Source organism: Paraburkholderia aspalathi (assembly GCF_900116445.1).
Classification (GTDB): Bacteria; Pseudomonadota; Gammaproteobacteria; order Burkholderiales; family Burkholderiaceae; genus Paraburkholderia; species Paraburkholderia aspalathi.
Map to the genome: position 1 here is coordinate 127,118 of NZ_FPBH01000008.1, position 17,785 is coordinate 144,902.

The 17,785-nt window shown below is 62.8% G+C and carries 15 protein-coding genes; 4 read left to right on the forward strand and 11 right to left on the reverse strand.

Annotated elements, in window-relative coordinates; all coding sequences use genetic code 11:
• Window positions 1-98: 98 nt before the first annotated feature.
• On the reverse strand, window positions 99-1,409 hold the full coding sequence (locus tag BM438_RS15025; protein ID WP_093635021.1) for an MFS transporter: 1,311 nt from the start codon (window positions 1,407-1,409) through the stop codon (window positions 99-101).
• A 381-nt stretch (window positions 1,410-1,790) separates the two neighbouring features.
• Between BM438_RS15025 and BM438_RS15030 the strand changes: the two genes are divergently transcribed.
• The gene (locus BM438_RS15030) at window positions 1,791-2,240 is read left to right on the forward strand and encodes a MarR family winged helix-turn-helix transcriptional regulator (RefSeq protein WP_054034851.1); all 450 of its coding nucleotides are present in this window, start codon (window positions 1,791-1,793) and stop codon (window positions 2,238-2,240) included.
• A 32-nt stretch (window positions 2,241-2,272) separates the two neighbouring features.
• Here the strand turns inward: BM438_RS15030 and BM438_RS15035 are convergent, their stop codons facing one another.
• Genes BM438_RS15035 through BM438_RS15055 form a run of 5 tightly spaced genes read right to left on the reverse strand, consistent with a single transcriptional unit; the run spans window position 2,273 to window position 7,907 of the window.
• Window positions 2,273-4,552, reverse strand: a complete 2,280-nt coding sequence (locus BM438_RS15035) for a xanthine dehydrogenase family protein molybdopterin-binding subunit (protein WP_093635022.1) — start codon at window positions 4,550-4,552, stop codon at window positions 2,273-2,275.
• 35 nt (window positions 4,553-4,587) lie between these two features.
• Complete coding sequence (locus BM438_RS15040) at window positions 4,588-5,232, reverse strand: isochorismatase family protein (protein WP_093635023.1); 645 nt, start codon at window positions 5,230-5,232, stop codon at window positions 4,588-4,590.
• Between the two features lie 11 nt (window positions 5,233-5,243).
• A complete protein-coding gene (locus BM438_RS15045) occupies window positions 5,244-6,284 on the reverse strand; it encodes a 2,5-dihydroxypyridine 5,6-dioxygenase NicX family protein (RefSeq protein WP_093635024.1) in 1,041 nt (346 codons plus the stop codon).
• A gap of 13 nt (window positions 6,285-6,297) precedes the next feature.
• Window positions 6,298-7,131 carry an alpha/beta fold hydrolase gene (locus tag BM438_RS15050; RefSeq protein ID WP_093635025.1) on the reverse strand — a complete coding sequence of 278 codons (834 nt, stop codon included), beginning with the start codon at window positions 7,129-7,131 and terminating at the stop codon, window positions 6,298-6,300.
• 23 nt (window positions 7,132-7,154) lie between these two features.
• On the reverse strand, window positions 7,155-7,907 hold the full coding sequence (locus BM438_RS15055; protein WP_028194760.1) for a maleate cis-trans isomerase family protein: 753 nt from the start codon (window positions 7,905-7,907) through the stop codon (window positions 7,155-7,157).
• Window positions 7,908-8,205: 298 nt separating this feature from the next.
• Between BM438_RS15055 and BM438_RS15060 the strand changes: the two genes are divergently transcribed.
• The 3 genes from BM438_RS15060 (at window position 8,206) to BM438_RS15070 (ending at window position 12,437) form a co-directional block, all read left to right on the forward strand.
• The gene (locus tag BM438_RS15060; protein WP_093635026.1) at window positions 8,206-9,357 is read left to right on the forward strand and encodes an FAD-dependent monooxygenase; all 1,152 of its coding nucleotides are present in this window, start codon (window positions 8,206-8,208) and stop codon (window positions 9,355-9,357) included.
• A 109-nt stretch (window positions 9,358-9,466) separates the two neighbouring features.
• On the forward strand, window positions 9,467-9,982 hold the full coding sequence (locus BM438_RS15065; RefSeq protein WP_093635027.1) for a (2Fe-2S)-binding protein: 516 nt from the start codon (window positions 9,467-9,469) through the stop codon (window positions 9,980-9,982).
• Window positions 9,966-12,437 carry a c-type cytochrome gene (locus BM438_RS15070; RefSeq protein ID WP_093635028.1) on the forward strand — a complete coding sequence of 824 codons (2,472 nt, stop codon included), beginning with the start codon at window positions 9,966-9,968 and terminating at the stop codon, window positions 12,435-12,437. Before BM438_RS15065 ends, BM438_RS15070 begins: the two co-directional genes overlap by 17 nt.
• A gap of 20 nt (window positions 12,438-12,457) precedes the next feature.
• On the opposite strand, the gene BM438_RS15075 is transcribed toward BM438_RS15070, so the two are convergent.
• The 5 genes from BM438_RS15075 to BM438_RS15095 form a co-directional block, all read right to left on the reverse strand.
• Entirely contained in the window at window positions 12,458-13,375 is a 918-nt protein-coding gene (locus BM438_RS15075; protein WP_093635029.1) for a LysR family transcriptional regulator, read from the reverse strand.
• 153 nt (window positions 13,376-13,528) lie between these two features.
• Window positions 13,529-14,245: an EthD family reductase gene (locus BM438_RS15080; RefSeq protein ID WP_093635136.1), complete on the reverse strand. Its 717-nt coding sequence runs from the start codon at window positions 14,243-14,245 to the stop codon at window positions 13,529-13,531.
• 2 nt (window positions 14,246-14,247) lie between these two features.
• Window positions 14,248-14,784: a 4-hydroxyphenylacetate 3-monooxygenase, reductase component gene (hpaC, locus tag BM438_RS15085; RefSeq protein WP_093635030.1), complete on the reverse strand. Its 537-nt coding sequence runs from the start codon at window positions 14,782-14,784 to the stop codon at window positions 14,248-14,250.
• Between the two features lie 13 nt (window positions 14,785-14,797).
• Window positions 14,798-16,015 (reverse strand): acyl-CoA dehydrogenase family protein, encoded by a 1,218-nt coding sequence (locus BM438_RS15090; RefSeq protein WP_093635031.1) that lies wholly within the window; start codon window positions 16,013-16,015, stop codon window positions 14,798-14,800.
• A 73-nt stretch (window positions 16,016-16,088) separates the two neighbouring features.
• Window positions 16,089-17,426, reverse strand: coding sequence for an MFS transporter (locus BM438_RS15095; protein WP_093635032.1), 1,338 nt, complete (start codon window positions 17,424-17,426; stop codon window positions 16,089-16,091).
• Between the last annotated feature and the right edge of the window lie 359 nt (window positions 17,427-17,785).

The window sequence follows — 17,785 nt, forward strand, 5'->3', positions numbered from 1 at the left end:
ACACCAGGCTCTCCAACCGCCTCTCTCCGCGATTCTTTTTCTACGCCGGCAAGCGTCACGATGCGCTGCGGCGAGGCGCGCGCATCGCAACGAATCGATCAGCGGTTCACGAGCTTGGCGGAATACGTCAACGCAAGCGCGCAGCCGACGATCATGCATGCGGCGAAGCCGAACAGACCTGCGCTTTGCGAATGGAACGTATCGCGCAACCAGCCGATGAAATACGTGCTGCCGAAACCGCCGAGGTTCGCGATCGAACAGGCGAAGGCGATGCCTGCCGCCGCCGCGGGCCCCTTAAGGAAGGTCGAAGGCAGCGACCACACCACAGGCATCGCAGCGGCCGCGCCCGCGTTGATCAGCGAGAACAGAATGACCGTTGCGACTGTGCCGTGGTGGCCCGCACCGGCGATAACTAGCGCAACTGCCGCGACGAGGAACGGGACCACGATATGCCAGCGACGTTCGCGCATCCTGTCGGAACTGGCGCCGCAGTAAAGCGTGCTCAGCACGGCTAACGCGTTCGGAATCGCCATCAGCCACCCGATGTGATACGGATCAGCTACACCGGTATCGCGCAAGATCGACGGCAGCCAGAAGCTCGTTGCGTACAGCCCGAGCAGCACGCACAGATCGATGAGACCGAGCGCCCACACCTTGAAATCGACGAAGGCGCCGCTCAGCGAATGACTCTTGTTGCCGGACGGCTCCGCGTCGAGATTCGCGCGCAGCGTTTTCTTCTCCGCGGCGCTGAGCCAGCGGGCGGATTCGATGTTATTCGGCAGCCACGCGAGGATCGCAATGCCGAGCGCGATCGACGGCAGCGCTTCGAGCAGGAACAGCCATTGCCAGCCGCCCAGGCCGTGCGCCCCATTGAAGAACGCCATGATCCAGCCGGAAATCGGGCTGCCGATCATGCTCGACAGCGGCAAGCCGACCATGAACAACGCCACGATGCGAGCACGGCGCGCATCGGGATACCACTGCGTCAGATAGAGCAGCACGCCCGGCAGAAATCCGGCTTCGGCGACGCCGAGCAGGAAGCGCACGGTATAGAACTGCATCGGTGTGGTGACGAACAGCGTCGCGCCCGACAGCAGACCCCAGGTAATCATGATGCGGGCGATCCACAAGCGCGCACCGACCCGCTGCAGAATCAGATTGCTCGGTACTTCGAAGAGGATATAGCCGGCGAAGAACAGACCCGCGCCGAGACCGTAGACGGTATCGCTGAACTTGAGCGCGTCGAGCATCTGCAGCTTCGCGAGACCGATGTTGATCCGGTCGAGATACGCCGCGAAATAACACAGGCAGAAGAACGTGATGAGACGGATCGTAACCTTGCGATAGAGATCGCTGTTGTCGGTGCTGCTCGTGTCGAGCACGGCACTGCCCTGATAAACATTCGCCATGACTGCCACTCCCGGAAGGTGGTGCGAAAAAAGGTGGATGTCGTGCGACAGAGATCACTCGCACTTCGCTTGCAGATGTCTGTGTATCACGCTAAAAACGTAGCGTATACACTCCAAAATACGGTGTGTAAAAATACCGGTTGAAGCGCGTAAAATTTCCTCGTTGATTCGCTCAATTCCTCGTGGAATTGCCTGCAATTCGTGCTTTTCTACGAGCATGTGCGTGCCTGTTGCACAACGGAAGTGCATGAAAAATGTAAAGCGTGTTAGCTACAAATAAGCTGCACGACGCGACAGCTTGATCAAGGTCGTATTGAGGGCCTGGTTAGAGGGTGTACACTCTTTCTCTTTCGTCTTCAGGCCGCCCGGCCTTGTACCCCTATGGCGCCGCGCAAGGATTCCTACGACTTTCACGATCAGATCGGCCACTTGTTGCGTCGTGCGTATCAACGGCACGTCGCGATTTTTCAGGAAGCGATTCCCGATTCCGATCTGACCGCCGCGCAGTTCGTCGCATTGTGTGCGGTCAAAGAGCAGCAACCGTGCTCGCTAAACGACATCGTCAAAGCAACTGCAATCGATCAGGCGACGATCCGCGGCGTCGTCGAGCGTCTGAAGGCGCGCGCGCTGATCGAGGTGGGCGCCGACCCGAACGACGGACGCAAGCTCGTCGTGCGTCCCACCGCGGCCGGCCTCGCATTGATCGAGCGCACCGTGCCGTTCGCCCAGGAGGTCACGGAGCGCACCTACGGCGCGCTGAATGCGGGCGAGCGCGTCGCCATGCTGTTTCTGCTGCGCAAAATGATGGAGTCGGACGCGGACGGCGAGTAGGCGAGTCACGCCGCGATCGTCTTGCCTGGCTCCTAAGTATTCGCCGCCTGCGCCGGTTCAGCCGCCAGCAGCTTACCGGCGGCGCGCAAACCTTCGCGCACTGTCTCTTGCGTGAACGGCGGCGCGAGCAGGCGCACGCCAGTCGCGTCGTAGATCGCATTCGCGAGCGCGGCGGGTCCAGGCACGGAAGCCGATTCGCCGGCGCCCAGCGGCGGTTCGCCTTGACGCGGCATCAGCACGATATCGACGGCCGGCAATTCCGGAAAAGTCAGGATCGGATAACTGCCCCATTCTCGGCTCGCCACCTTGCCGTCGACGAATCGCACGCGCTCCTTCAGCGAGCGGCTCAGTACCTGGATCACGTTGCCGTGAATCTGATGACGTACGCCGTCGGGGTTGATCATCGTGCCGGTGTCCTGGCCGACCGTGATGCGCTCGACCCGCACCTGCCCGGTCACACGATCCACCACGAGTTCCACTGCCCACGCCGACCATGCAGCGCCAAAACCCGGAAAGCGGCTGTGCACATAGCGTGCGTAAGCGATGCCATGTCCGCGCGCATAGCGCTCGTCAGGCGCTTCGCTGCTGCGCTTGCGATGCTTCCATCCGGCGCGCGCGGCAACCGCTTCAAGCAGTTCGGCAGCGCGTGTGTCGTTCAGATGGCGCAACCGAAATTCCAGCGGGTCGCAGCCGGTTAGGGCGGCCATTTCATCGGCGAACGAATCGTGCGCGAACGAGTTGGGCAGCGCCGATACGCCACGAAACCATGACGAACGCACGAGCGGGGCGAGATCGTCGCATACGAAACGGCGGTGCGGGCTTTCGTACGGCGAGACAGCGGTGCGGTCACCCATTTCGAAGACGCGCGCTTGTGGAGCGACGGCGCCTGTCAGCAGCGAGGCGAGCAGCGGTGCATCGTTCGACGGATAGCGCGTCACGAAGTCGTAGCCGAGCAGACGGCCGTCGTCGCTGACCGTGCCGGTGACGTCCACCACCTGGCCACAGCCTTTCGGCTCCCAAGTGTGTTCGTCGGCACGCGAGAGCTGCACGCGCACCGGCGCACCGACCGCGCGCGAGAGCAGCAGCGCATCGCCGCAGACGTCGTCCGCACAATTGCGTCCGTAGCAGCCCGCCGCTTCCATGCGGACGACGTCGATGTCGGCTTCGTCGCGTTGCAGGAGGGTCGCGAGATCGCAGCGTAGCGAGACCGGATTCTGCGTGCCCGACCAGACGGTGATGCGTCCCTTGCCGGGCTCCCGGTAGTCGGCCACCGAACACGATGGACCGATCGAGCCATGCATCTGATAAGGCCACACGTAGGTGCGCGACAGCGTGGTCGTGCCCGGCAGGCCACGCACGGATTCGACGTCGCCTTCTTCCAGCAGAGGCCGTCGTTTTGCCGGCGCAGCGGAGATCGCAGCGCCTGGATCGTCCAGAGATTCGAGCGGCGGCAGCGGCTTCCATTTCACGCGCAACTCGCGTGCGGCACGAATCGCCTGTTCTTCGCGCTCGGCCACGACGCCCACGAAATCGCCGATCACCACCACGTCTCGCACACCGGCAATATGGGCGACGGATTCGCGTTCAACCCGCTCGAAAGATGTGCCGACGAAAGCGCCGCTATCGATGCCGCTATAAGGCGGACGTACCACCCGCCCATGCAGCATGCCGGGCACGCGCATGTCATGAACAAAGGTCAACGCGCCGGTTGCCTTTGCCGGCAGATCGACGCGCGGCGATGAACGCCCGACGAGCCGGTACGTCGATGGATCCTTGACGGGCGTGCCGGTGTCGAGTTCAAGCGTCATGCTGCGGCCAGCGAGCAGTTCGGCAAACGTCACGCGTGCGCCATGCGGGTTGGCCGCGCAGAAAATCTGGGAGTCGTCAGTGGCAAGCTGTTCTATAGCGACACCGAGGCGCTGCGCAGCGAGTTCGAAGAGCGCGCCGCGCGCCTGCGCCGCCGCACAACGCAGCGGCACCGCCGAAATCTGGATCGTCGCACTGGCGATCGTGGGACCCTGATTCGGCGTGGCGGCGGTGTCGCCGAGCAGCACTGTGACGCGCTTCGCCGGCACGTCGAGTTCTTCCGCGACGATCTGGCCGAGCGATGTGCGTATGCCCGTGCCGAGATCGACGTGACCGTTGAACGCGAGGATCCGTCCGTCATCGAGTATCGCGACGAAGACTTCGGGTACGTCCGGCACGTAGGTCGAGAGGCTGCCTGGCTGTCCGGCGGCGGGCGTGACGGGCGCAGCCGGCCGCCGGATTACGGCAAGACGGCCGATGCGTGCCAGAAGTTCGGAGCGATTCACGGGCGGAGTCCCTGGATGTGCGCCACGCTCATGCGTCAACGCACGCGCTGCTCGATCGCGACCAGCGCGTCCGCGAGCGGCATCACCGCCGCGTACTTCTGCTGCATGTCAAACAGGTTCGCGTCGTGCGGGCCGATTGCGCGATCGCCGACGCAGTCGGACAACACCAGCGGCCGAAACCCATACGACATCGCATCGACAACACTGGCGCGCACACAACCACTCGTCACCGCCCCGGCCACGAGCAGCGTTTGCACGGCGCGCTGCGTAAGCCACGGCGCGAGTTGCGTGCCGAAGAACGCGGACGGCACGGTCTTGCGCACCACCAGTTCGCCTTTCGCGGGTGTCAGTTGCGGCACGATCGCGCTATTGGGATGGTCTTCGGTGAGCGTCGCCATGCCCGGCACTTTCAGTGAGAACACGTTGTCGTCGCTGCCGTCCTCTGCGTAGACGATGCGGCTGTGCGCGACCGGCCAACCCGCGGCGCGGGCGTGGGCAAGCGCCGTCACGGTACGTGCAATCGCCGGCGCGATATTGCCGCCGCCGAATGTAGACGGATCAGCAAAGCCGACCACGAAGTCGACGATCAAGAGGCCAATATTGCCTTGAACGGGCAGTGGTGTGCCGAACCCTTGCTGCTGATACACATGGGCTTCGGCGTGCGTTTGGGGAGCATTCATCGCATCAGGTCTCAGAGTGTCGATTCGATTACGCGGCCGTCGCGCACGACGACATCGTCGTCGAGCAGCACGGTGCAGTGGCGCAGCGGAATATCGATGTGGCAGGTCGTCGTGCGGCTGCCGCCGCCTTCGTTGTTCGGGCCGAGCGAGAAGAGGAAATTACCCTCGAACGCGCGCGCATCCATGCCGATGGTCGCTTCACGATCGTAGAGCCCGAGCGTCGACCAGCGCGCACGCGGCTGCAGCCCCCAGCCGATATGCGAGATCGCATAGCCTTCTGGGTCATTGAAGGTTTCCATGTAGTCGCGCAGCAACGCGGCATCGACACCGCCTTCGATCTTTGTCGCATAGCCGCCTTCAACAGTCAGCACGATCGGCTCGCTCACATAGCGTTTCTGCGGCAATAGGATGTCGCCGCGATCGATCACGATCGTGCCGTGCGCGGTGCGATCGTTCGGATAGGTCAGAGCGAATCCGCTCGGCCAGTGATCCCAGCGGCCGGGTTCGTCGACGAAACCGTATTCGGCGGTGGGGCCGAACTCGCCAAGCGGGCACACGAGCGACGTGCCAGCCGCGGACGTCACGCGCATTTCGCGCGCGGCGGAGATGCGCTTCGCGGCGCCCAGCACCCGCGTGCGGTCGGCCTGGGTCGGCACCATGCGCGCGAGCACCTCGGGAGGTTCGACTGCCAGCAGGATTTTCGTGCCGGACTTCAGGATGTCGTGCTGCTCGGGGGAGAACAGCAGGGTCATCAGATCGAGCACGAGATCGCTCGCTTTCAGCGCGGCGATCGCGGGGCCGTTGCCGGTGAGCGGCGTGGTGCCCAGATAGGCGAGCGAATCGCGGCTGAATGCCTTCTCGCCGTTCACCGGCGGCAGATCGAGCCGATTGACGATCGCGCCCATCGATTGCGTCGCGATGAGTGCGCACGACAAGGTCTGCGGATGCGTGGCCGGGCTCGTCAGGATCGTGACGCTCTGGCCGGGTTCGAGGCGGGACAGCGTGAGGACTTCCTTCCACGCTTCGATCAATTGGTAGTCGCTGACTGGCATCGACGGTTCCTTTTTACGGTCGGTAGGCGAGCGGCGCGCCGAGGAAGTCGCTGAAGGCGGCGTAAAAGCCGGCAGCGTTGTCCCACGGAATCATGTGGCCGGCGTTGGGCACGCGTACGTGCAGCATCGCCGGTGTGGCGCGCTGCAGTTCGGCGACGTCCTCATCGCGCACCACGTCGCCGTTCTGCGCGGTCATCAGCAGCGAGGGCACGGTAAGACGGGCGGCGTCCGCGTGGAAATCGTCGGTGTGGAAGCCTTCATAGGAGGCGAGGATCGCGCGCTCGTCGCAGGTATGCAGCCATTCGGCGCGCAACTGGCGTTCGGCTTCGGTCCAGGTCGGGCAGAACGCGCGCATGCCTTCCGCGTCGGTGCCGCTTCGCGCGAGCGCCATCGAATCGACGTACCAGGGCAGCTTGCCCGGATAGTCACGGCGGCCGGGCCCGGAAACCGGGGGATCGATCAGCGCCACTGAGGCGAGTCCGCGCGGCGCATGCAGCGCCGCACGCGCCGCAATGCGCGCGCCCATCGAATGGCCGACCAGGCTGAATTCACGCAGACCGAGCGCCGCGACGAACGCGGCCACGTCGGCGGCTTGTGCGTCGAGGCTGTAGTCGAGGGTCGGCGATGCCGACGACAGGCCACGGCCGCGCACGTCGAGTACATAGGTGTCGTGCGTGCGGCCCAGCACTTCGCCGACGAAGCCCCACGTGATCGCCGGGCTGGTAATGCCCGGAATCAGCACGATAGCGGGGCGATTCGCGCGTGAACCGTCGGCGCCGCCGTAGCGCAGATAGTGCTGGCGGATGCCGTTGGCCGCGACGTTCGCGCCGTACAGGAAGGTAGTCATGGTGCGTCCTCGTGCGGCGGCGGTCAGTAAGCGCCCGACAGCAGGGCGCCTGCGCCCGGCACGATCGGTTCGAGATCGAGTTCGCGCAACATCGCGTAGGTGGTGGCGATCGCAGCAGTAATTACCGGCTTGCCCGTCATGGCCTCGACCTTGGCGACCGCCGGCAGGGACGGCATCTGTACGCAGGCGGATAGCACGATTGCGTCGGCTTGCTCGAAAGGCATGCTTTTGACGATGTCGGGCAAGCGTGCGGGATCGTGACGGCCCACGTCCAGGTTGTCGGGGATTTCGAGCGCACGATAGTCGATGACTTCATACCCTTCGTGGCGGATGTAGTCGACCACGAGCTCGGTCAAGGGCTTCATGTACGGCGCCACGACGATCACGCGTTTGGCGCCGATCACACGCAGCGCATCGACCAATGCCCCGGCGCTCGTCAGGACAGGCGCCTGCCCGCCGTTTTCCGCCGTGCGCTGCGTCAGGCGCGCCTGCGACACGCGGTGATAACCGTGACCCATGGCCATGATCGCGACGAGGCAGGCATAACCGAGCACGTCGACGCGCGCATCGGACAACTCGAGGGCGCAGCGGTCCGACTCGGCGTCCATTGCCGCCAGTTCTTCCTTGACGACCTTCTTCATGCGCATCCGGCTCGAATGAAAGGTGAAGCGCTGCGGACGGATCGTCTCGCGCAGTCGCAGCATGGCCGGGATCTCCGTTTCCATCGTGGTGTTCGAGCTCGGCACGATCTGGCCGATCCGGTATGTCCTGGTCATTGTGATGCTCTCCGGTCAATGTGAGTGATGCCCGGCGCCTTGCGACGGCGAGGGGCGTCGTACGTTGAAGCAAAGTCTAGTGTGTACGTTATAAAAATTCAACAGAATAAAAATGCTCCAGACGAGCGACAGGAGGAGTGAAAGCGAGATTTCACGTATATAGGCGACAAATTCGGTGTTCGAGTGCACGTAAAATTTTTGTTGTCGAAAGAATTTCGAATGTGTACGCTACATTTAATCGAACTCAACCGGACCGTCGAAGCATGTCGCTGGGCGGGCGCACGAACAGGAGAACATCATGAGAAAAACCCGTATCGCCGTTATCGGCGCAGGCCTCGGCGGCACGGCGGCTGCCGCGTTGTTGCAACGCAGCGGTTATGACGTCAGGCTCTACGAGCAGGCTCAGGCGTTTTCACGCCTGGGTGCGGGTATTCACCTGGGGCCGAATGTGATGAAGATCATGCGTCGCATCGGCTGCGAAGACGCTCTGAACCTGATGGGCTCGCATCCCGACTTCTGGTACAGCCGTGACTGGAAAACGGCCGAAGCAATCTCGCAGATTCCGCTCGGCGATCACGCGCTCAAGGCCTATGGCGCGAGCTATCTGACGGTCCATCGTGGCGACTTTCATGCGCTGATGACCGAGGCGGTTGCGCCCGGCACGATCGTCTTCGGCAAATGCCTGAAGTCTGTCGAGGACACCGGCAGCGACGTGCGCATGACTTTCGCGGACGGTTCGGTCGAGACGGCCGACATCGTGATTGGCGCGGACGGCGTCAACTCGAAGATCCGCGATCACCTGCTGGGCTCGGAGCCGCCGCGCTATACGGGCTATGTCGCGCATCGCGCGGTCTTCCCCGCGTCGTTGCTCGGCCACAAACCGTATGACATGTGCGTGAAGTGGTGGTCGGAAGACCGTCACATGATGGTCTACTACGTGACCGAGGCGCGTGACGAGTACTACTACGTCACGGGCGTGCCGCAGGCCGAGTGGCCCACGGGGGTGTCGATGATGGAAAGCAGCCGGGAAGAAATGCGCGAGGCGTTCGCGGGTTTTCATCCGGACGTGCAGAATCTGATCGACGTGTCGCCGTCCATTACGAAATGGCCTTTGCTCGAACGCGATCCGCTGCCGTTGTGGAGCCGTGGCCGTCTGGTGCTGCTCGGCGACGCATGTCATCCGATGAAGCCGCACATGGCGCAGGGCGCGGCAATGGCGATCGAAGACGCAGCCATGTTGACGCGCTGCCTCGACGAAGTGGGCGCAACCGACTACGCGGGTGCCTTCGCGCTGTACGAAGCGAACCGTGCGACGCGCGCCTCCAAGGTGCAACTGGTCTCGCACAACAACACGTGGCTGCGCACGAATGAAGACCCGTCTTGGGTTTTTGGCTATGACGTGTTCAACGTGCCGCTCGTGTCGCCGGCCGCCGAGGTCGCTTCGGCCTGAGTGTGTGAGTGGCAAGCACGCGATATGGAAGCGCGTGGCGCCGGCGCCATAGCACGCCGCGTGCTTCCGCTGTAAGGTCGTCCCTTTTCATTTATGAACAGGCTCAGATATGGCGCATTCGAGTCCGCCCGCCGGTCCGCTGACGCTCACCGTCAACGGCGTTCGTCGTACCGTTCAGGGCGCCACGCCGGATACGCCGCTGCTGTATATCCTGCGCAACGACTTCGAACTGAATGGACCGAAGTACGGTTGCGGCCTCGGGCAGTGTGGCGCGTGCACGGTGATCGTCGACGATCAGCCGACGCGTTCGTGCGTCGTGCCCGCGAGCATTGCGATCGGGCGCGAAGTCACGACCCTCGAAGGACTTGGAACGGTCGACGCGCTGCACCCGGTGCAGCGCGCATTCATCGACGAACAGGCGGCGCAGTGTGGCTACTGCCTGAACGGCATGATCATGAGCGCGAAGGCGCTCCTCGAACGCAACCCGGAGCCTGACGACGACGCGATCCGCGACGCGCTGCGCTTCAATCTGTGCCGATGCGGCACGCACTTCGAGATCGTCAACGCGGTGCGTCGCGCTGCGCAATATCTGCGGCATGAAGGTGCGCATGAATCAGAACGGTGACGACCTCGTAGCGGTGCGTGATGATGAACGTGCGCTTGAGTCTGTGCGTGCGCAGTCTGTCGGGAACGAAAAGTCCGGTGCGGCGCTGTACCGGTCGGAACGGTATCAATGGCCCGTACGAACGAGAACGGGCGACGCAGCCGCTATGGCCTATGCGGACCTGATGGTCGAGACCGGCCACGAGCGCAACGGCACGATGACAACGTGGCAATACCGTGCGCGTCTGGAGCACGAAGAGGTTTCCACGTGCGATGACGATGTCGAGCCTACTGCGCCTTTGCTGGTATACCGGCACGCTCAAACGTCCGTGGCGGTCGAAGCTTCTGCGGCCAGGACAATTCCTGTTCAGGCGCACGCATTTGCCCGCGAATCGTTCATCGATGAACTCGCCCATGCGCTGAAACGCGATCCGGTCGCGTTGCGCCTGCAGCACCTCGACGCGCAGCGTGACGGCGGCGCACGCGAAACGATCCGCATGGTAACCGAGCGTGCCGCTTGGGGCGGGGTGCTTGCAGCTCAGGTTGAGCCGGCGTCGCCCTGGGTGCGCGGACGCGGCTTCGCGTTCGACGGCGAAGCGCTTGAGCACAGCGTGCCGCGATCGTCGGATAAGAAAGGCAGTTTGCCTGTGCGTGTCACAACGGGAGCGCCGAATCCGGGTGCCGACAGCTGGACGGCGTGGGTCGTGGACGTCGACGTGAATCGTGAAACTGGCGATGTCGCGATCAGACGCGTGGTCGCGGGCCGTGGTTCGGGCGAACCGGGTGCGGCGCGCGTCTCGGGCTTGCCGTCGTGGCAGGTGGCCGATGCGATCGAGCGCTCCACCGGCGTGCGCTTTCTTGCCCGGTCAGCCCACGATGAAACCGGCTCTGCAAACGGCGATGCCGCGGTGTCGCATGAACTGAGCGTGGTGGGAAGCGCGCTGAACGAGCCGACTGCCGGGACGGCGCGGACCTTGACGAGCGCGGAGGCCGACACGATAGAGCGTGCTGCCGCGCCCGCCGCAGCCGCGATTGCGAACGCCTTGTTCGACGCAACCGGCGTGCGTTTCCGTGCACCCCCGTTCGACGCGGAGCGCATCCGCCGCGCGTTGACTGAAGCACCTTCCGCTGTGTTGGCTGAGGCGCCTGCGCAAACACGTCGTCCGTCGCGTTGGCGGCGCTGGTTGGCCGGGGGCGGTATCGGTGGCGTGATGGGCGGTTTGATCGGCCTCGCCTGCTCGGTCCTGCCGGGGCCGGCGCCGATCGCACCGATTGCCTCCGTCGATACTTCGCTGTGGTCGCCGGCCACGCTCGGACGCGGTCGTCAGATCGCCGCCGCGGGTGATTGCGCGGTCTGCCACACCGCGCCGGGCGGCAAGACCAATGCTGGCGGCTTCGCGCTCGACACGCCGTTCGGCACTGTCTATTCGACCAACCTCACGCCCGATGCGCAGACCGGTATCGGCACCTGGTCGTACGAAGCGTTCGCGCGGGCGATGCGTGAAGGTATTGCGCGCGACGGCTCGCATCTTTATCCGGCGTTTCCATACACCGCGTTCGCCAGGATGAGCGAGTCCGACATGATGGCGCTCTACGCATATCTGATGTCGCAAGAGCCGGTCAAAAACGCGCCACCGAAAACGAACTTGCCATTCCCGCTCAATCAAAGACGGCTGGTGGCCGGCTGGAATTGGCTGTTTCATGACACACGTCCGTTCGTCCCCGACGAGACGCGCTCGGCGCAGTGGAATCGCGGCAAGTATCTGGTCGACGGCGCGGGGCATTGCGGCGCGTGCCATACACGGCGCAATGCGATCGGCGCGGAGAAGGGTGGTTTTGCGTATCTGTCGGGAGGGAGCGCGGAAGGCTGGGACGCGCCGTCGCTGGTGGCTTCGCGTGCGTCGCCGGTGCCGTGGTCCGAGGCTGCGCTGTTCGACTATTTGCGCACGGGCTTTTCTGCAGAACACGGTGTGGCGGCGGGGCCGATGGCGCCGGTCGTCGCCGGACTCGCTACGCTGCCGGAATCGGACGTACGTGCGATGGCTCACTACGTCGCGTCGTTGTCGCCACCCGTTGACGCGGAGGTGTCCGCCCGTGCTGCGGCCACGCGGGCGATTGCTACAGACGCGAATTCGACGACGACACTTGGCTTCGAAAACGGCCGCCGCATTTTCGAAGCATCGTGCGCGGTGTGTCATGCGGAATCAGGCGGCGTTGGCCATTTCGGCGTGCGCCCGTTGATGGGCTTGAACACGAGCGTTGCCCAGGCCTCACCGGACAATCTTCTGCATGTGTTGCAACATGGGATCGATCAGCCCGCGACGGAGTCGCTGGGCTACATGCCCGGCTTCGGTGATGTATTCGACGACAAGCAGATGGCCGAACTCGCGTCGTATATCCGCGCGCGCTACGCGCCGGGGCAGCCGGCCTGGCGTGATCTCGAGTCAGCGTCGGCAAGATTGCGCGCGGGGCACTAGCGCCGTCCGAGCAATTCCGGTCAATCGGCCTGATGAAACATATCGTAGATGGCGTCGACCAGCCAGGCGATTCCCGGGTCCGCCGAAAACTGCGCGTGGCAATGGACCTGAATTTCAATGGGTGGCAACGAGAAGGGCAGCGGGAGGATGCGGAAGGACTTGTTGCGGTTAAAGCGCTGAGCAATGCTTCTTGGGAAAATGACGGCGAGATCGGTGTTCTGAACGATCTCCGGCGCAACGACAAAATGAGGCAGGCGCAGCACGATATCCCGGCGCAGATTCAATTCCTCCAGCCATTGCTCGACCATCCGGTGTCCAGTTGCGTTTGTACTCGCATAGACGTAGCGCAAGCCCGCGAGGTCTTCCTTGGTTGGTTTCAGCTTGCGCAAAGGGTGACCCGCCCGCACAACGCAAACGTGTTCGTCGAAAAATAGCGTCCTGCTCACGCAACCTGAATCCAGACCCGGAACGTAACCGAGCGCGAGATCGATTTCACCGCTGCGCATCGCGGCACTCACTGAGTCGACGGAGACATTCGCAATCTCGATCCGGATACCGCGCGCAGTACGGTCGAGCATCGAGAGCAGCGGCGGCAGGAAAAAGTACTCCGACATATCCGACATCGACACGCGGAACACGCGTGTCGTCGTAGCGGGGTCGAATTTCGCGAGCTGCTGCACGGCGCCGTTGATGATCTCGAACGCCTGCGTGAGCGGTGCGTGCAAACGCAGTGCCGCATCTGTGGGCACCATGCCGCTGGGCGTGCGCACAAAGAGCGGGTCGTCGAATAAGCCACGCAGTCGACGGAGCGCGTGGCTGACCGCAGGTTGCGTGAGCCCGAGCCGTTCTCCCGCGGCGGTCAGGCTGCGTAGATCCGAAATGGCCAGAAACACGCGCAGCAGATTCAAATCCGTAATGCCAGAGTGCGACTTTGTCATGACGTTCGGATCGCGGCAGTGAAGGAGTCTGACGATCGCGTTGCGTCAGGCTCTGGCTGTTAAAACGGACGCGCAACTTTCGGTGCGACAGTATCCGGTCCGCAGAGCGGGACCTGACAGCCGCCTGCTGCTTAGGGCTATCCGCGTCCGGCTTTACGTCCGCTGCAGGTTACCGTAAATGCTGTGCATAGGGAAATGCGAGGCCGGTCCGCTGTATGGCGGGAATGCGTCGAAATCCTGCTTCATCTGCGCACGTACCGGCGAGGCCAACGCTGCGGCCAGCGCCGCGGGATCGTCGAAGACCACTTTGTTCCGCTGCATGGCGGTTGCTTGCGGAATATCTAAACCGGTCCGATAGTCGACCCGCGTATAGATTTCCAGCTCACGAATGCCGGGCAGCTGTGCCATGAGCGGAGGATGATGCTTCAGATAGTGCGTCAACCACGCATTGAAATTCTGGGCTTCTCCTTCATAGCCGACGAGATACGTGCATTTCTCAGACGGATCTCCAATGCCGCGGGCATTCGGCGTAGCAAATTTTCTCACCGCCATGAGTTGCTGCGCGACTGCAAGGCGGTCCTGGGTGGCGTCTATCGCTTGCTCCACGATCGTGTGTGCGGTACCGCCGTGTTGAAGGACCGCTTCGGCAGGATCGAGATCGTCGAAATACCACTGCAGCACCCAGCGTGGCTTCAAAGCATGTTCTTTTGACTGAGGATCGCCATTCGTCGACTCCTCAGAGCGATGGATCACGAAGCGCCGCAGTCCTTCCACGTTCTGGGACACCGCTTGAATCAACGATATATCGATGTCGCGCGGCTCCGGATGCATGCCATTGCTGTAGCCGATAAGAAACAGGCAGACTTCCACGTTCACCTCGCAGCGCTTGCTACGACGGACTGCGCCGTTGCTTCCGGCCGCACAAGGCGGTGGAACTGCCGGCCAAAGTAGATCAGTCCGTCGCCTTCCGCTCTGGTCGAGATATGCCCGATTTCTACAAACATGACTGAATGCGAGCCGACACTCTTGAGGTCGACAATCTCGCCTTCGAGACTTGCAATCGCATGCGAGAGGACCGGGGCTGACTGATGTCCGATCGTCCATGCGTGACGTGCGAATCGCTCGTCCATCGAACAGGCTGTCATGCCCGCGAAATCACGCGCGACGTCCTGGCATTCCGCCGCCAGCACATTGATGCACACATTCCGGTTGTGATGCAGAACATCGTGTACGTAACTGGCCTGATTGATACAAACGAGCATCGTTGGCGGCGCATCTGTCACGGAACAGACTGCGCTTGCGGTAATCCCGCACCGTCCGCTCGGGCCATCTGTGGTGATGATGTTGACGGCCGCGGGCAGGCACGCCATCGCATCGCGGAAACGCCGTTTGGTGTCGTCGATCGTCATGATTGTCCTCGTATCAGGGATACGGCGTTACCGGCGCGATCCCGGCAAACAGCGCGCCCGATGCGTCGTAGGTGCCTTCTCCAAGGAACGCATGCTGTGTCACGACAATTGAGTCGCGCACCAATCGCTGCAGCCGATTCTCGCGGTAGATCGCCGCGATGCCCGCCAACTGATACGCCTGCATCACGACCTCGGCGCACACTTGTGCGGCGTGAGTCGCGCTGAGGCGCATCAGATTGGCCTGATGCTGTGTCACAGGATCGCCGGCGATGATGGTCTGCCACGCCGACTCGGCAGACTCGTAGAAGAACGCGCGAGCACTGCGCCAGTTGGCCTCCGCTTTCGCAAGACCGGAGCGGTAGTAACCGCGGTCTGCAAGACGCGGGGCGCCGGTGGTGGTTTTAGTCGATCCGGACATGTCGGTCAGCAGATCGAGCGCTGCACGCGCGAGGCCGACGTTGACGGCGGCGTGCACTTGCGCCTGATACGCAACGGCGGGATAGCGGTAGAGCGGTTCGTCGATCAGCGCCTGGCCGCCGCGAACGAATGTCCATTGCTCGTCGACGAATTTGTCGCGAAGTCGCAGATCGTGGCTGCCGGTGCCCTGCATACCGACCACGTTCCAGTTCTCAACGATCTCGACCTCGTGCGCGGGGAAGACAGCGGTGAACGGTTTCCCTGCACCAGTGTCACCCGAATTGGCGGGCGTGCCGCCGATCCCTACTCCGATCCAGTCCGCGCCCTTGCAGCCGCTTGCAAATCGCCATTGGCCGCTGACCATGAAACCACCCGGCACTTTTGCGGCCGGTTGCAACGGGTAGAGTCCGCCGGCAAAAACCTGGTCCGGTCCTTTCGCATAGATGTGCTGCTGCGTTTCGATTGGGAGCGACGCGAGATAGGTATTCGCCGACCCGAACGCGGCGACCCACGCGGTCGACCCGTCGGCGATTGCGATGCGCTCGAGCATGTGCAGAAACTGTGGCGGCGGCAGCGCGTCTCCACCAAAGCGGCGCGGCGTACTTGCGCGAAAAATACCTGCGCGTTTCATCTTCGCGATCATGTCGCGCGGAACATGCGAGAGCTGATCGAACTCGTCTCTTCGTCGCTCGATTTCCTCGATCAGAACATCGAGGGAAAGGGGACCCGCGTACTCCGGATACGGATCGGCTTGATCGACGACGCGAGGTTCATAGGCGTGCGTCGGAAGGCTGGCACTTTGAAGGCTTTGCATGATGGCAGGGTGTCGGAATTGAATGATCGATCCGTCTGGTGCGGCGGCGCCACAGCGCTGCCGCTTGACGGTGTTAAGCGCTTTCTTTCGCCTGAAGTCTCAGAGCCTTCGGGAAAGTCTCAGGCGCAAGACAGGTCGCGAGCACAGTGATCAGTCCGAGAACAACGAGGTAAATGACGACTGGCGTGGCGCTACGGTAGTGAGCGAGCAGTGCGGTCGCGATCATCGGCGACAGGCCGCCGCCGAGTACGGACGACATCTCGCGGCCGATGCCAAGGCCCGAGAAACGTAGATGGACGGGCAACAATTCGCTGATGAAAGCTGGCTGAGCGCCTTCGAGGATGCCCAGTGTGATGCTGTTGGCGAGGACGAGCGCCAGGATGACTTTCCACAGCACGCCCGAGCCGAGCAGCACGAAGTAAGGGTAGGCGACCAGCACCATTGCAATCGCGCCGGCGAGATAAACCGGCTTGCGGCCGATTTTGTCCGTCACGTGGCCCATCAAGAGCGAAACGGGGATCATCAACAGCATCGATACGGTCAATCCACCCAAAATCCAGCTCGATGGCAGGCCGACAAACCGGCCGTAGGCAATCGAAAAAGCAAAGAAGATGTACGACGCAGCGCCTTCGCCAAAGCGCAGGCCGAAAACAGTCAGCACCTGACGCGGACATTGGCGAAGCACTTCGATAATCGGCATGCGGCTGTCGCGGCGCGCGGCTTTGACCTCGGCGAACTCGGCGCTTTCGTCGACGGAGCGGCGCATCCACAGCCCGAGCGCGACTAACACGGCGCTGCACAGGAACGGCACGCGCCAGCCCCAACTCAGAAAGTCGGAAGACGACAGCGTCTGGACGAGCAGAAACGCAGCAGTGGAAAGAACGAAGCCGAATGCGGCGCCGCAGGGACTCCATGCAGACAGCGCACCGCGTTTCGACGCGGGCGCGTTTTCATGGATGAGCAGAATACTGCCGCTCCATTCCCCACCCGCAGCAAGACCCTGCAAGATGCGCAGCAGGACCAGCAAGATGGGGGCCGCGATGCCGATTTGCTGATAGGTCGGCAGGAGACCCATGCAGACGGTCGCGCTGCCCATCATCAACAGCGTGAGCATCATGACCGTCTTGCGGCCGTACCGGTCGCCGATGTGGCCGCACAGCACGCCGCCAATCGGACGGGCGATGAAGCCGACCGTAAAGCCGCCGAACGCCGCAATCGTCCCGGTCAGCGGATCGGTACCGATGGGAAAGAACAGGTGGCCGAACACCAGCGCGGCGGCGGTTCCATAGAGAAAAAAGTCGTACCACTCGAGAATCTGGCCGAGCACTGCAGTCGTCACCGCGCGGCGAACCTTGCTGGTTGGACGCAGATTGGATAGGGGAGCAAGCGTAGCTGTTGCGTCAGGATTCATGGCATTTCGCAGATCACAGTGTTGGAGATCCCGCCTCTCGACAACACAGATCGGCAGGTACGACGATGCGAACGGGGCAGGCATGTCCGCACAATATGGCCGAGGTAAAGGCCGGTCAAATTCAGGACAAAAATGAACGACATGAATGGCGTGCATGACGACCCATGCAGATGCATGAAGTCATCCGGAGCGCGGCACGCCACTTCTTGCCGCTGGCGTCGACTTCGACCGACGTGATGACTTTGTGGCAAGCTTGCTCCCACATCGAGCCGGACGACCGTCTCCCGATCGAAACATTCGTTGCCACCCAACCACCTGATTGCCGTATGCCTCGACAGCCGACTCCATCGCCACTCAAA

Excerpts from the sequence above, each read along its gene's own strand:
- BM438_RS15025 (WP_093635021.1), bottom strand. The coding sequence starts at position 1,409 with ATGGCGAATGTTTATCAGGGCAGTGCCGTGCTCGACACGAGCAGCACC.
- BM438_RS15030 (WP_054034851.1), top strand. The coding sequence starts at position 1,791 with ATGGCGCCGCGCAAGGATTCCTACGACTTTCACGATCAGATCGGCCAC.
- BM438_RS15040 (WP_093635023.1), bottom strand. The coding sequence starts at position 5,232 with ATGAATGCTCCCCAAACGCACGCCGAAGCCCATGTGTATCAGCAGCAA.
- BM438_RS15045 (WP_093635024.1), bottom strand. The coding sequence starts at position 6,284 with ATGCCAGTCAGCGACTACCAATTGATCGAAGCGTGGAAGGAAGTCCTC.
- BM438_RS15050 (WP_093635025.1), bottom strand. The coding sequence starts at position 7,131 with ATGACTACCTTCCTGTACGGCGCGAACGTCGCGGCCAACGGCATCCGC.
- BM438_RS15055 (WP_028194760.1), bottom strand. The coding sequence starts at position 7,907 with ATGACCAGGACATACCGGATCGGCCAGATCGTGCCGAGCTCGAACACC.
- BM438_RS15060 (WP_093635026.1), top strand. The coding sequence starts at position 8,206 with ATGAGAAAAACCCGTATCGCCGTTATCGGCGCAGGCCTCGGCGGCACG.
- BM438_RS15065 (WP_093635027.1), top strand. The coding sequence starts at position 9,467 with ATGGCGCATTCGAGTCCGCCCGCCGGTCCGCTGACGCTCACCGTCAAC.
- BM438_RS15070 (WP_093635028.1), top strand. The coding sequence starts at position 9,966 with ATGAATCAGAACGGTGACGACCTCGTAGCGGTGCGTGATGATGAACGT.
- BM438_RS15075 (WP_093635029.1), bottom strand. The coding sequence starts at position 13,375 with ATGACAAAGTCGCACTCTGGCATTACGGATTTGAATCTGCTGCGCGTG.
- hpaC (WP_093635030.1), bottom strand. The coding sequence starts at position 14,784 with ATGACGATCGACGACACCAAACGGCGTTTCCGCGATGCGATGGCGTGC.
- BM438_RS15090 (WP_093635031.1), bottom strand. The coding sequence starts at position 16,015 with ATGCAAAGCCTTCAAAGTGCCAGCCTTCCGACGCACGCCTATGAACCT.
- BM438_RS15095 (WP_093635032.1), bottom strand. The coding sequence starts at position 17,426 with ATGAATCCTGACGCAACAGCTACGCTTGCTCCCCTATCCAATCTGCGT.